Consider the following 13,921-nt stretch of genomic DNA (forward strand, 5'->3'; position numbering starts at 1 on the left):
GCACTCATGCGTTTGCCCCCTTTTTCTTTGCCACCGTATTTCAGGATATTTAGTCATCTTATGGTGAGTATTTTGGCTATCACCACGCTAGCACTGGGGAGCGCCAGCCCAGTGATAGCACAAGCTGAAAAACTCCCTGCGCAGAGCTATCCCGTGCGCCATGGTGAACTGACAGATCGTGAGAAAGCCGTGGCCAATCGAGCATGGGAATACTTTGTCACCAACTATCAGCCCACTACCGGGCTGGTGAATGCCGTTAACAATTACCCATCTACAACCATGTGGGATACCGCTTCCTACATTGCGGCACTGGTCTCGGCACGGGAACTGGCCATTATCAACAAGGAAGAGTTTGACCACAGAATGCTTAAACTGCTGGGCACGCTAAATACGATATCGTTATTTCAAAATCAGATGCCCAATAAAGCCTACAACACCGTCAGCGGACAGAAAGTTAACTATGTGAACAAACCTGGTGAGATCGGATTCTCTGCACTTGACGGTGGCCGCATGCTGGTGTGGCTTAGGGTGATTAAAGAACGCTACCCCGAGTATGCCAACAGCGTTGATAACATTGTGCTCAGATGGGATTTTACCCATGTGATTGATGGATGCGGGACGTTGTACGGTGCTGTTCTTGATGGCAACAAGCAGCCTATGTATGTGCAGGAAGGGCGTTTAGGCTATGAAGAGTATGCGGCGCGTGGTTTTCAGCTGTGGGGCTTCAATACTTGCCAAGCTTCACGTCCAGAACCTTATCAGCTTGCCGACATTTATTGCGTCATGGTGCCCTATGACTCCCGAGATCCCCGTGAACATCACCAGCATAACTATGTGCTGACGGAACCTTTCATTCTGCAAGGCATGGAATTCGGTTGGGGAGGCGACAAAAGCAATGCGCAAGAAAAAGTCGCAATCACCCCAGAGTGGATTCAGGATTTTGCTAACCGGGTGTATCAGGCACAAGAGAACCGTTACTTAATCACCGGGATGATAACCGCCCGTTCGGAACATCAACTCGATCGTGCACCGTATTTTGTGTATGACACCGTATTTTCTGATGGTTACGACTGGAATACGATCACCGATAAAGGCGAATTTGTGCCAAACACCGCTGCGGTATCTATGAAAGCGGCGCTCGGCATGTGGACACTGTGGAACTCCCCTTATACTGACCACCTTTTCGATACCATTGAAAATGCGACAGAGAAAGGCAAAGGTTATTATGAAGGGCTGTATGAGAACGGCTCAGGGCCAATTCATGAGTTCACGGCCAACAATAATGGCATCATGCTAGAGGCCCTGCTATTCAAGAAAGAAGGCAATCTGCTGAAATTAAGAGCACAAGACTCGCAGGCCAGCAGTTTTGTCCCTTCTATCTGGAACCAAAGGCTGTTGAACGTTTTTGAAGAGAATAATAAGCGCCTCAATCGGCCCTTTATTTCGGCGGATAAAGGAACTCGCAGTTGGTGTCAACGAACAGGCGTTGCGTTGCGTGAAGCTTCTGCCGCTTGCACTGCATGCCAGTGCGCTCAGTGCAACGAGGATATGCCAGTTAAACTTCCACCGGCGCTCTCATCATGTACAAAACAATAAAGGGTAAAATACTCTTTTTGACGTTGTTGAGTCTTGCATTGGTAATAGTGCTGTTTCATGGGCGCGTCCAGCAAGGGTGGCAGTACGTTTATCAGGGTGGCTGGCAGTCTCAGGGCCGTCTTGGACAGCTCACGCCAGAAGAACACCAGTGGGCAACTGTCGCCTGGCGTTATATCGAAAACAACACTCAGCCAGTGACTGGCTTGGTTAATGGCAGCGATCTTTACCCGTTGGCCTCCATTAGTCAGATCGGTGACAGTGTGATTGCCATTCTTGCTGCAAGGCAGATAGGGCTGATTGATAAGGCTGAATACGATCGGCGGCTGACCACCTTGCTTGCTACGCTGCAGGCGCTGCCATTAACTGACGGCGTGCTGAATCGCCATTACCGCACAACAGATGCGGCAATGGTGAATTCGGCCGTTAAACCAGCAGCAACGGGCTGGTCTGCGCAAGACATTGGTCGCCTGCTGATCGCTTTACGTCTAGTACGCAATCTGTCACCTGATTATGCCTATTATGTGGATAAAACCGTCCTGAACTGGAATTTTTGCCCGCTGTTTGACTCCCAAGGAACGCTGCTGAGCGGTACACGCCAGAATGGTAAGTTGCGTGTGCAGGATGAATTGCGCCTGGGTTACAGTGAATACAGTGCGCTGGGCTTCCAACTGTGGGGGTTTTCCGCTGCCAATAACATTGCTCTTCCTTACAAAAACATCAAGATTTACGGCATACCGTTGAAACTGGATGAGCGTGACCCGCGCACCACCGGGGTCAGTAATGCACTGGTATCAACGCCCTATCTGCTGGCAGGAATGGAGTTTCAGTGGCAGATTCCAGGCAATACAGAACAGAGCAAAGCCCTGCGCCGCCAGGCTCAAAACATTTACAGTGTGCAACAGCTGCGAGCTCAGAAGGAAGGAATACTGACCGCACGAGCAGAGTCTTCACTCAGTACCGATCCCTGGATGATTGTCGATAGCATTTTTGCCAGTGGCTATCCCTGGAATACGCTGGATGGCAGCGGTAACTATCGACCCGAACTTGCCCAACTTTCCACCAAAGCCCTGTTTGGTATGTGGGTGCTATGGGATACCCCCTATACCACGCAGTTGATGAATCTCGGGCAATGGCATAACGACCCTAATCGCGGCTGGTTTGAAGGGCGTTCAGAGAGATCTGGCAAACTGAACAAGGCCCTGACGCTTTCCACCAATACTCTGGTGCTTGAATCCTTGTGGTACAAGAGTGCTCACGGCGTTCTGAACCGTGAAAATCCTGCAGGCACCTTCGAGCGCATTCGTCAGGATGTGTTTAATCGCCCAAAAACCTGCCTGCCATTCATTGCCGAGAAAGCCACGATGTGACGATGCCACTGATGTGGGTCGTATGCCGTTATCATCACTCAGGGGATTGTTAAGATATGGAAATGAACCGTCTTAGCTTGTTGCTACTGATATTATTGACTGCTGGATGTGCCGAGCATGCCCCTTCCAGCGCTCCTCCTGTGGCAGATATCACGCTGGATGGTACCTGGTGCATCAAGTTAACGCCTTCGGCCCTCCAATCCCCGCCTTTGTTCAATAACAAGATATGTCAACCGATGCAGGTGCCTGCCAACTGGTTCACGCAGGGTGTGGATCATCAGGGCGTCGTCTGGTATCAGACCGACTTCTCTTTGCCCGTTTTGACCTCCGATCAAATGGCAACGCTGGTATTCAATGGCGTTGATTATTCAGCAGCCGCTACGCTCAATCAAAAACCTGTCGGGCAGCACAGGGGATATTTCCAGCGTTTTGCCTTTGACATCACGTCTGCCCATCAGCCTAACAACCAATTACTGCTCAAAGTCGACAGCCCGAATGAGAAGTTTGGTACACACTGGCCGATGCAAAAGCAACTGATCAAAGGTGTGCTTAACCATCATGATACCCGTCCAGGGGGCGCCTGGTCTGAGCATGGACAGGATGCGAACTCTGGCGGCATCTGGCAGCCCGTTTCAGTACATCTTAGCCGTATTGCCACCATCGACAACCTATTGACCTCGGTTGACTGGCAGGCAGGGCTAAACCAGCCGCAGCTCAGGGTCGATATCGACTACCGTGCAATCTCATCATCCCGCGCCATGCTGGCCATCGAACTGATCCCGGATAACTTCGCTGGGCGTGCTTATCACTTTACCTATCCTGTTGAACTTAAGCATTCCCCGAATCAGGTGCAGCAGTTGTCATTCAGCCAGCCAGTGCCAAATCCAGCCCTCTGGTGGCCAGCGGGCTATGGTGAACCTCATCGTTATCAGCTCCGAGTATCACTCAGTGATGCCGCAGGACTGCTCGACCAGCAAACGCTCAAGACCGGATTACGCAAGATCAGCCAGGATGATCACAATGACAGCCTGATGATCAACGATAAACGGATCTTTATTCGTGGCACTAACTACATTGGTTCGGTATGGCTGGGCACCATGGATGGCAAAAAATATCGCCGCGACCTGCAATTAATGCGTGATGCCAATATCAATGCCGTGCGTGTACACGCACACATTGCCGGGCGGGCGCTGTATGAAGAGGCGGATCGTATGGGCATGCTGTTGTGGCAGGACTTCCCGTTGCAGTGGGCTTATGACGATAGCGCGGCCTTTGTTGATGAAGCGAAACGCCAGGCACAGGATATGTTGATGCAACTGGGGAACCACCCTTCCATTATTGTTTGGGCAGGGCAGAATGAACCGCCTTTCGACTCCCCCTGGATGAAATCATTTAAAGGTTGGACGCCGACGCTGAATAAAGCCTTAACCGAGCAGGTTGCGCAGGTATTAAGTCAAGATCACGGGCGGATCACTCACCCTTGGTCTTCCGTCAATGAGCACCCGTGGTTGGGGTGGTACTCGGGTAAAATGCAGGATTATCTGAAGCCCACCACCAGTAAATTTATTACCGAGTTTGGGGCTCAGGCATTACCTAACTTGGCAACTCTGCGCACCATTATTCCAGCGGATAAACTGTGGCCGGGAACTCCCGATCCCAAAGCCCCTGCGTGGAAGGAGTGGCATTACCATAATTTCCAGCCCAGCAATACCTTTGCATTGGCACAGGTGCCAATGGGGAAAGATATTGAAGAGCTTGTTGCCAATACCCAAAAGTATCAGGCAGACCTGATTCAACTTGCAGCAGAGAGTTATCGTCGACAACGCTATTACCCAGTTAACATGCTGTTTCAGTTTATGTTTTCTGAAACATGGCCCTCGATCAATTGGGCTGTAGTCGATTATCTGCGGCAGCCTAAGCCCGGTTACTATGCCTTGCAACGGGCCTATCAGCCCATATTGCCTTCCATTGAACCTCCGTCGAAAAACTGGGTAGTGGGGCAATGGGGAAATATAGGCCTGTGGGCAATTAACGATCGGTGGCAATCCTATCCAGATACGGTGCTGTATTGGCACATTCAGCAATCAGGTAAAACCCTAAGTAAAGGGACGGTAAAGCTTGATTTGGTTGCCGACAGCGGCCAAAAAATAGTGGAGTTAAAGGTTCGTCCACGTAATCAGCAAACCATGGTGATCGAAGCAGAATTGCGGGATAAGGCTGGAAACATTTTGGGGAAAAACCAACTCTCCTTCAGTAATATTCACGCTCCACAGCCCTTAGTGAAGCGATAAAACCGTTAAATACTGAGCCCGCAAGCATCGCTTGGAAGCTCAGTATGCGGCAATAGAGTTTGGATAACATGCCCATCAACTAAAAGGGAAGTATCCAGCTCACGCTCACAGTTCCTGAACGGAAGTTGGCCGTCGGATTTCCGCGCCATGGATAGCGTGTGCCACTGTAGTTATCATAATGTACCGAGATAGCTCCGGGTTTATAACCCGAAACATATCCGAAGCTGTAGGTATAGTCTGAATCCCACGGTTGTTGCTGTGTTTTATCCGGATAATAAAAACCAGATAGCCGGACAAAATAGTGCCCTTTCACAGTGTAACCACAACTGGCTAAGAGAATGTTTTTATTGTTTTTTGTTGTATTACTGACGTTATCAAAGTAACGATGGGAATAAGTGTAACCGACTTGGCACCCCAAGTTATCTTCTTTATTAATCAGCAATTTACTTTCTATTTTTTCAGGAAGTCGAAACTTATAAGCAGCAGTGAATGCCCCTTTCTCAAAGGTAGTGACTGAACGGCCTGTTTGCGTGAATAAATGATTATCTTGCGAATAGTTACTGTATATGAAGCTGTAGGTGCCAGGGTGCCAATCGTCATAGCCAAAGCTGTAAGAAAAGTTCGTACTGTATTTATTCACTTCCCGTAATGGAACACCAAAAGTAGTGTTGGCAAAAAAGTAACTCAAGGGTGAATACTGCAAGCTCAGCAACCCGCGCTGATTCAACGTCTTCCGAGTTTCAGAACTCTCTCTGCCAGTTGGAGTGGTTGTCATCGTCCTTTCCAGCGGAACGTTATAGGTCAATGCGGCAGAAAATGAGGACTCACTGCCGGAAAAAAGACGTGACCAAGGGGTCGTAAACACATTGACCACCGGTGCTTTGCTAGTGTTTTCCGCATGTGCGATGGGAAATAGGTATGCAGCGAGCAGACATAGCGTAGGTAGTTTATAAAAAACGGGGATTAGACGATAAAACTTACTGATATGGTGCCTAGATGTATTCGGCATACCGATATACCTGCTCCTAACATGCTCGTTGATCTCAGCGTAAGAAAAAACGTACATATTGTCACTCTCAAAGAGGCTGAGTTTACAAAATAATGATTATTAATACGTTAACTTCCGCTTTCTATCAAAATCTGCCGTTACAATCATACATCAGACCCGTCATTTTGATGCACTAAAAACAGTCACGTAATGGGATTATTTTCCAATTAAATATGTTCAATCGATACATTAATCATACTTTATTCACTCACTGCTATAAATGTGCTTAGTTTAGTGATGTAGATCACAATCAGAGCCGATTAAACATCGGCAACAGGGCATGCTTTGAGTTCACTATTATAATTTATACAAATTAAAATTCTAACCGAGTGTCTACATGTGGAAGTTATTTACCAAGTACGGTGCCGTTGGCATTTTAAACACCCTAATACATTGGGCAATATTTCTTTTTTTCTACTACGAACTATTGCAAACACAAGCCTTCAGTAACCTGCTCGCTTTTTTTATCGCGGTCACGTTCTCGTTTTTCGTCAATGCACGATTCACCTTTGACAGCAGTGTGTCGCTACAGCGATATGTACTTTATGTCACTTTTATGGGTGCCATGAGTTGGCTGGTAGGCGCTATCGCTGATAACAGGAAGATAAATCCCATCCTGACAATGATTATTTTCTCTTTGATAAGTTTACTGCTCGGATTCATTTATTCTAAATATGTTGTTTTCAGGAAGAAATCCCAATGATGCTTTCCCTGGTAGTTCCTGTTTTTAATGAAGAAAAAGCGATCCCAATCTTCTATCAGGCGGTACGTAATCAGCCTGAGTTGTCACAGCACTCCATTGAGATTGTGTTTGTTAACGATGGTAGCTCTGACAATACAGAAATGGTTGTGGATGAGTTAATTAAAACCGATCCTCTCGTTTTACAGGTCAACTTTTCACGTAATTTTGGCAAAGAACCCGCTCTGTATGCGGGACTGAAATATGCAACGGGTGATGCCGTCATTCCTATCGATGTCGATCTGCAGGATCCTATCTCTGTTATCCCCAAATTAGTTGAACGCTGGCAGAATGGAGCCGATGTAGTGCTGGCAAAACGGATAGACCGAAAGTCAGACAGCATACTGAAACGGCTCAGTGCAACATGGTTTTACAGAGTGCATAATATGGTTTCAAACCCGGAAATTGAAGACAATGTGGGCGATTTCCGCCTGATGAGCCGTCAGGTTGTTGATGCTGTAATGATGCTCAATGAACGCAACCTCTTTATGAAAGGCCTTCTAAGCTGGGTCGGATTTAAAACCGAAGTTGTAACTTACACACGGGTAGAACGCGTTAATGGCAAAAGCAAATTCAGTTTCTGGAAACTATGGAATTTAGCATTAGAAGGTATTACATCGTTCAGTACCATTCCTCTGCGTTTTTGGACTTATATCGGCCTGACCATTGCGTCGTTGTCATTTTGTTATGCCATATTTATGATTATTCATAAAATTATTTATGACAACCCGGTACCTGGCTACCCTTCACTGATCTCTATTATTCTCTTTTTAGGTGGTGTGCAGCTGATCGGAATTGGTGTTCTAGGTGAGTATATAGGCCGGATATATGTTGAGACCAAACAAAGACCTCGCTTTATCGTGAAGAGTTTGAAGGGAAAAAAATGAACCATCCACTTAATAATCAGATTTCTGCAAGGAATGCTTTCGTCTTTGTTTTTACTTGTTGCTTACTCTATGCACTTCCTATTATTCTGGCCGACGTCTATTATCGTGACGATGTAGAAAGGGTAATAAATCCTGCTGCTGGATGGTATACGCTGGGCCGACCCACTGCTGATCTGCTCATGCGGATTTTCACTTTCAATATTTTTGAGATAACCGATACCGCGCCGCTGACCTTGTTATTGGGGATTCTGTTTATCTCTTGGGTGCTCTGGTCAGTTGCAATAAAAACTGAAACAACGCTGACAATAGGCTCTGTTTCCCCCTATGTGTTACTGCTGATCAGCCCCTTCTTTCTGCAGAACATTTCATACAAGTATGACAGCTTCCCGATGATTGTCGGGCTTGGCCTTTCTATACTGGCATTTTTTTATCCGCGTAATAAAGGGGTAAAAAGCCATCTGGTCCCAATTGTCTGCTTGTTTATCGCACTGACATTGTATCAACCCTGCACTAACATTTTTATTGGCTTATATGGTGTTAACCTATTCATTGGGTTCAATAAAAATAGTAATCCGCCGTTAAAAGAAACATTATGGGCTGGCATTGTATTGCTCAGTGCCTATATTTTTTATTTTGTCATTGTCAATAAAATGCTAGGCCTTAGCGGTGGCCGTGGCGAAATGATCGCTATCAATGACGCTGGGAATTATATCCTCAGAGATATTAAAGCTCTACTACGATTTATTAGATTCGCTATTACCCGTGAACTTAAAATTATCATTTACATCACATCAGTCTGTGTGATGTACGCATTTATGTTACATGTGCATGATTTTCTAAAAGATAAAAAATGGAATGCTAACACGCTGTTATCTTTGCTACTTATTTTACTGTCACCGATTGTTATCGTCCTTTCCTTCCTTGGCCCATTATTTTTGCTTAAGGAAGGTGTAACAGATGTAAGGGTGCTGCCAGGTTTCTCTGCAACTCTTTTTCTTTTTGGCTACTCTTTATATTTGGTCTTGAAAAAATTAAATCCTAAACTGATGTTCTTAAGTATCATTCCTGTACTTTATTTTATCGTAGTGAGTTTCCAATATGGCAATGCGTTAAAAAATCAGCATATCTATGAAAATCGTATATTCTCATGGCTGAGCTATGACCTGATGGCAATGAACGCCAACACACATGGCACCATTTTCATCAATAACTACCCAAGCACATCACCAGTTACCCAACATATTCTCGACCACCAGGCAATCATCGACCTGATATATACACCAGCCTATGGGTGGATCTCTAGGCGTACCCTATTTGCAATGGGGATTACCAACATAGAGCTAGGTTGGGAAGATACTTATCCCGATCTGCTGCAAGGTATTTGTAGCAAACAGACGCCGCCGCTGAAAGACAACAAATTCTATGCAATCTATGCCGAGGGGGATAACACCGTAGTCTGGTTCAAAAATAAGTTCAAAACCATCTGTGGGCCTGCGTGAGAACGTAAATCTACTGTTTTATCTCCGGCTAATAGCCACTTCACTATTAAAGTAGGGGCAAATGGCCCTAATGCCGATCAGCTAAGCGCAAAGCTGCATAATTATGCAGCAGGTGCTAAAGGTGTGGCCTCCCTCTCCCTGTGGGAGAGGGCCGGGGTGAGGGGCTTTAGTTCAGTGATCTTCCCCTCACCCTCCCCGAGGCAGAGGGAACTGGTTAGCCTTAACTGACAAGCATTAGGCAAGTGGCCCCTTTAACTTCAAGCTGACCTTACGCCTTGCCGCTGCGTGTCGGTTTACGCACCGGCGGTTTGTTCGATGGCGTACGCTGACGGGTGATATCGGTATGCTTGGTCAGCGCCGGGCGCGTATTACGCTGTAGGCGTCTGGCTTCGCGCTGCTCATCCAGGCTTGGCGCTGGCACCAGGCATTCACGGCGGCTACCGATCAGGTGTTTCAAGCCCATTTCTTCCAGCGCGCTGCGGATCAACGGCCAGTTAGCCGAATCGTGATAGCGCAGCAACGCCTTATGCAGGCGGCGCTGGCGATCGCCACGCGGGATATACACGTCTTCACTCTTGTAACCCACTTTGCCCAACGGGTTTTTACCGCTGTAATACATGGTGGTGGAGTTAGCCATCGGCGAAGGATAGAAGTTCTGCACCTGATCGAGGCGGAAACGGTTCTTCTTCAGCCACAGTGCCATATTCACCATGTCCTCATCGCGGGTGCCTGGATGCGAAGAGATGAAATAAGGGATCAGGTACTGCTCTTTCCCAGCCTGTTTGGAATACTGATCGAACAACTGTTTGAAACGATCGTAGCTGCCCATACCCGGCTTCATCATCTTCGACAATGGCCCTTCTTCGGTATGTTCCGGCGCGATCTTCAGGTAGCCGCCCACGTGATGGGTGGCCAATTCCTTGATATAACGCGGATCTTCCACTGCCAGATCGTAGCGCACGCCGGAAGCAATCAGGATCTTCTTGATGCCGGTCAATTCACGGGCACGACGGTAGAGCTTGATGGTCGGCTCATGGTTGGTATCCATGTAGGTACAGATTTCCGGATATACGCACGACGCACGGCGGCAGGTCTGCTCCGCGCGCGGGTTGGTGCAGCGCAGCATATACATGTTAGCGGTAGGGCCACCCAGATCGGAAATCACCCCGGTAAAGCCCGGCACTTTGTCACGGATCTCTTCGATCTCGCGCACGATGGAGTCTTCGGAACGGCTCTGAATGATGCGACCTTCATGCTCGGTGATCGAGCAGAACGAACAGCCACCGTAGCAACCGCGCATGATGTTCACCGAGAAGCGGATCATGTCATAGGCTGGAATACGCGCTTCGCCATACGACGGGTGCGGGATACGCTGGTAAGGCAGGGCAAAAACGCTGTCCATTTCCGGCGTGGTCAGCGGGATCGCCGGTGGGTTGATCCACACGTAGCGATCGCCATGCTTTTGCATCAGCGCACGGGCACAGCCGGGGTTGGTTTCGTGGTGCAGAATACGCGAAGCGTGAGCATACAGCACTTTGTCCGCCTTCACCTTTTCAAAAGAAGGCAGCAGCACGTAGGTCTTTTCCCACGGCTTGGGCTTGGCGGCACGCACCACAACCGGTTTGGCCTCTGGCTCTGGCACGCTACCATCGGCACAAGGCAAATCCTCCCCGTAAGGATTGGGGATCGGCTCAATGCGGCCCGGTTTGTCCAGGCGGGTGGAATCCACTCCGCTCCAACCCGGCAGCGGCTGCTTGCGCATCACCGCAGTGTTGCGGATATCATGGATATCCTGAATATTTTCACCCGCCGCCAGACGATGTGCCAACTCCACCAACGGGCGTTCGCCGTTGCCGTAAATCAGGATATCTGCTTTGGAATCCACCAGCACCGAGCGGCGCACGGTATCCGACCAGTAATCGTAATGCGCGATACGGCGCAGGCTGGCTTCGATACCACCCAACACGATCGGCACGTCTTTATATGCTTCTTGGCAGCGTTGGCTGTACACCAGCGTGGCACGATCCGGGCGTTTACCCCCCACGTTGCCTGCGGTATAGGCATCGTCATGGCGCAGTTTGCGATCGGCGGTGTAGCGGTTAATCATCGAATCCATGTTGCCAGCGGTAATGCCGAAGAACAGGTTCGGTTTGCCCAGGCGCATAAAGTCGTCTTTACTGTTCCAGTCCGGCTGGGCAATGATCCCGACGCGGAACCCCTGCGCTTCCAGCATGCGGCCAATGATCGCCATGCCAAAACTCGGGTGATCAACATAAGCGTCGCCACTGATAATGATCACATCGCAGCTGTCCCAACCCAGTTGGTCCATTTCTTCTCGCGACATCGGTAAAAACGGCGCAGGGCCAAAACATTCCGCCCAATAGGGCTTATAGGAGAACAGTTCACGTTCGGGTTGGATCAGGCTGGTGGTGCTCATTGCGGGTACTCTTGTGCAGGTTAATTTATCGCCGGGCGGCGATTATACGCACTCGTTGCCAAAAGAGCATGGTTATTTATCAGTTTGATCAGCTATTGACCTCAAACTCATACACATCACTGCGGCACAGGGTTTCGCTGAGTTCAAGAACCTCCCCTCTGGCATTGCGGCTGGTCTGCACAATCCGCAGCAGCGGCATACCGCTGTGTACGTTGAGCAGCTCGGCAATCTCGTCGGTGCTGGCAATGGCCTTTAAGCGAAAATGTCTCCCTTCTGGCACAATGCCGCGCGACTGCCACAGAGCATAAAGTGAATGCTCCAACACTTCAGGATCGGGCAGAAAACGCAGTGGGATATAGGTGGTTTCCAGTGAAACCGGGTTACCATCGACCAATCGCAGGCGGCGCAGCTTGATCACTTCGCTGTGATTGGCCACTTCCAGCGTTTTGGCAACATCGGCAGGAGCCTCCATGCGGATACGCAGCAGCCACTGGTTGCTGACGCTGCTGCCATTACGCAGCACCTGAGCGGTAAAGCCGTGATCCTGATTGAGGGAGTAACCGATATGCATCGCCACCCGCGTGCCGATACCCTGCTGGCGCGAGATCAGCGCTTTTTCATCCAGCAACTTCATCGCATTGCTGACGGTCACGCGTGACACATCCAGCGATTCAGCGATCAGGCGTTCCGGCGGCAGAAAATCCCCGACGGCCAGCACATGCTGTTTAATCGCCGCTTCAATCGTTGTGGCCAACTGGATATAGCGTGGTGCCGCCGCAGCCTGCAAAAACTGTTGACGCAGCCAGGTAATAAAATCACTCATTGGATCTGCCTCTGCTGTCTATCCCCCTTTCCAACCTCATTTTTACCATATTTGCCACCTGCAAGATAACCGCCTGACCCAGGTTTACAGTGGAGTTGGATTGGTATCACAGTTTTCACTAACTGGACTGCAATTGGCTTTATTTTGACTATAATGTCACTGCATTGATGTTCTATATCAATACGCACCAACACCAGGGAACAAAATAATTAAATGATAAATAAAAATAACACCTACCAAGCCATTCTCGGCGCGCTTTATGGCCAGGCCGTAGGTGATGCAATGGGTATGCCGTCTGAACTGTGGCCCTTGCAGCAGGTTCGTCACTATTTTGGTTGGATCACTCAATTTCTGCCAGGTCCAGAAGAGAATATCGCCGCAAACGAATTTACCGCCGGAGAATATACCGACGACACCCAACAGGCGGTAGCGTTGATGGATGCGCTGTTAGCCGCCGATGGCCGCGTCGAACCGGAGCTCATCGCCCACCACATTATGTTGTGGGCGGAGCGGGTGAATGCCTTTGATAAAAACATCCTTGGCCCGAGCTCCAAAGCCGCGCTGCTGGCAGTACGTGCCGGTACGCCGGTGGTGGAGATCCCCACCAATGGTGTCACCAACGGCGCGGCGATGCGGGTAGCCCCCATCGGTTGCCTGATGCCCAGCGCCGATCTGCCCAGGTTTATCGATGCGGTACGGCTATCATGCAGCCCGACCCACAAATCGGACATCGCCGTAGCCGGGGCTTTTACCGTCGCCTGGGCGATTAGCCGAGCGATTGAAGGAGCAGACTGGGCCACCATCAAACAAGAACTGCCAGAACGGGTAGAACAGGTGCAACAGCAGCAGATCACCACCTTCAGCCCATCGCTCAGCCGCCGCTTGGTCTGGGCGTTAGAATGTGCCACTAAAGCCAGCGCGCTGCCCGAGGCCGAAGCGTTGGCAGAGCTGTACCATACCGTCGGTGCCGGGATGGACAATATCGAGTCCATTCCAATGACGCTGGCACTGGTTGAACTGGCCGGAACCGATCCGCAACGTTGCGCGGTGCTGGCCGCCAATCTGGGTGGCGATACCGATACCATCGGTGCAATGGCAACGGCGATTTGCGGCGCACTGCACGGAATTGGTGCCTTCCCAGCGGAATGGATTGACACCATCAACCATGCCAATCAGATTGATTTTCAGCCTTACGCAGCGGCTCTTACCAGGCTGCGCAACCAAGGATAGCGAT

The 13,921-nt window shown here is 49.4% G+C and carries 10 protein-coding genes; 7 read left to right on the top strand and 3 right to left on the bottom strand.

From position 1 onward, the window contains the following. The first annotated feature begins 6 nt into the window (after nucleotides 1–6). From ACX1CU_RS20270 to ACX1CU_RS20280, 3 genes are read left to right on the top strand one after another with little or no spacing between them, the layout of a single operon-like run. Complete coding sequence (locus tag ACX1CU_RS20270; RefSeq protein WP_459400018.1) at nucleotides 7–1,596, top strand: DUF3131 domain-containing protein; 1,590 nt, start codon at nucleotides 7–9, stop codon at nucleotides 1,594–1,596. Next, entirely contained in the window at nucleotides 1,581–2,963 is a 1,383-nt protein-coding gene (locus tag ACX1CU_RS20275; protein WP_459400019.1) for a DUF3131 domain-containing protein, read from the top strand. The genes ACX1CU_RS20270 and ACX1CU_RS20275 overlap by 16 nt, the downstream gene beginning before the upstream one ends. 56 nt (nucleotides 2,964–3,019) lie before the next feature. Further along, nucleotides 3,020–5,254: a glycoside hydrolase family 2 protein gene (locus ACX1CU_RS20280; RefSeq protein WP_459400020.1), complete on the top strand. Its 2,235-nt coding sequence runs from the start codon at nucleotides 3,020–3,022 to the stop codon at nucleotides 5,252–5,254. Between the two features lie 79 nt (nucleotides 5,255–5,333). On the opposite strand, the gene ACX1CU_RS20285 is transcribed toward ACX1CU_RS20280, so the two are convergent. After that, nucleotides 5,334–6,263, bottom strand: coding sequence for a hypothetical protein (locus ACX1CU_RS20285; protein WP_459400021.1), 930 nt, complete (start codon nucleotides 6,261–6,263; stop codon nucleotides 5,334–5,336). Between the two features lie 376 nt (nucleotides 6,264–6,639). Here ACX1CU_RS20285 and ACX1CU_RS20290 point away from each other — a divergent pair, with 376 nt between their 5' ends. Genes ACX1CU_RS20290 through ACX1CU_RS20300 form a run of 3 tightly spaced genes read left to right on the top strand, consistent with a single transcriptional unit; the run spans nucleotide 6,640 to nucleotide 9,427 of the window. Further along, the gene (locus ACX1CU_RS20290) at nucleotides 6,640–7,005 is read left to right on the top strand and encodes a GtrA family protein (protein WP_459400022.1); all 366 of its coding nucleotides are present in this window, start codon (nucleotides 6,640–6,642) and stop codon (nucleotides 7,003–7,005) included. Beyond that, nucleotides 7,002–7,928 carry a glycosyltransferase family 2 protein gene (locus ACX1CU_RS20295; RefSeq protein ID WP_459400023.1) on the top strand — a complete coding sequence of 309 codons (927 nt, stop codon included), beginning with the start codon at nucleotides 7,002–7,004 and terminating at the stop codon, nucleotides 7,926–7,928. The genes ACX1CU_RS20290 and ACX1CU_RS20295 overlap by 4 nt, the downstream gene beginning before the upstream one ends. Next, complete coding sequence (locus ACX1CU_RS20300; RefSeq protein ID WP_459400024.1) at nucleotides 7,925–9,427, top strand: glucosyltransferase domain-containing protein; 1,503 nt, start codon at nucleotides 7,925–7,927, stop codon at nucleotides 9,425–9,427. The genes ACX1CU_RS20295 and ACX1CU_RS20300 overlap by 4 nt, the downstream gene beginning before the upstream one ends. Nucleotides 9,428–9,695: 268 nt before the next feature. Here ACX1CU_RS20300 and ACX1CU_RS20305 read toward each other — a convergent pair whose 3' ends face one another. Together ACX1CU_RS20305 and ACX1CU_RS20310 are read right to left on the bottom strand one after the other, a co-directional pair. Next, nucleotides 9,696–11,864 carry a YgiQ family radical SAM protein gene (locus tag ACX1CU_RS20305; protein ID WP_459400025.1) on the bottom strand — a complete coding sequence of 723 codons (2,169 nt, stop codon included), beginning with the start codon at nucleotides 11,862–11,864 and terminating at the stop codon, nucleotides 9,696–9,698. Between the two features lie 88 nt (nucleotides 11,865–11,952). Further along, nucleotides 11,953–12,687 (bottom strand): GntR family transcriptional regulator, encoded by a 735-nt coding sequence (locus tag ACX1CU_RS20310; protein ID WP_459400026.1) that lies wholly within the window; start codon nucleotides 12,685–12,687, stop codon nucleotides 11,953–11,955. A gap of 213 nt (nucleotides 12,688–12,900) precedes the next feature. Between ACX1CU_RS20310 and ACX1CU_RS20315 the strand changes: the two genes are divergently transcribed. Continuing rightward, entirely contained in the window at nucleotides 12,901–13,917 is a 1,017-nt protein-coding gene (locus ACX1CU_RS20315) for an ADP-ribosylglycohydrolase family protein (protein ID WP_459400027.1), read from the top strand. Nucleotides 13,918–13,921: the final 4 nt, after the last annotated feature.

It is taken from the genome of Serratia sp. D1N4 (assembly GCF_054552755.1).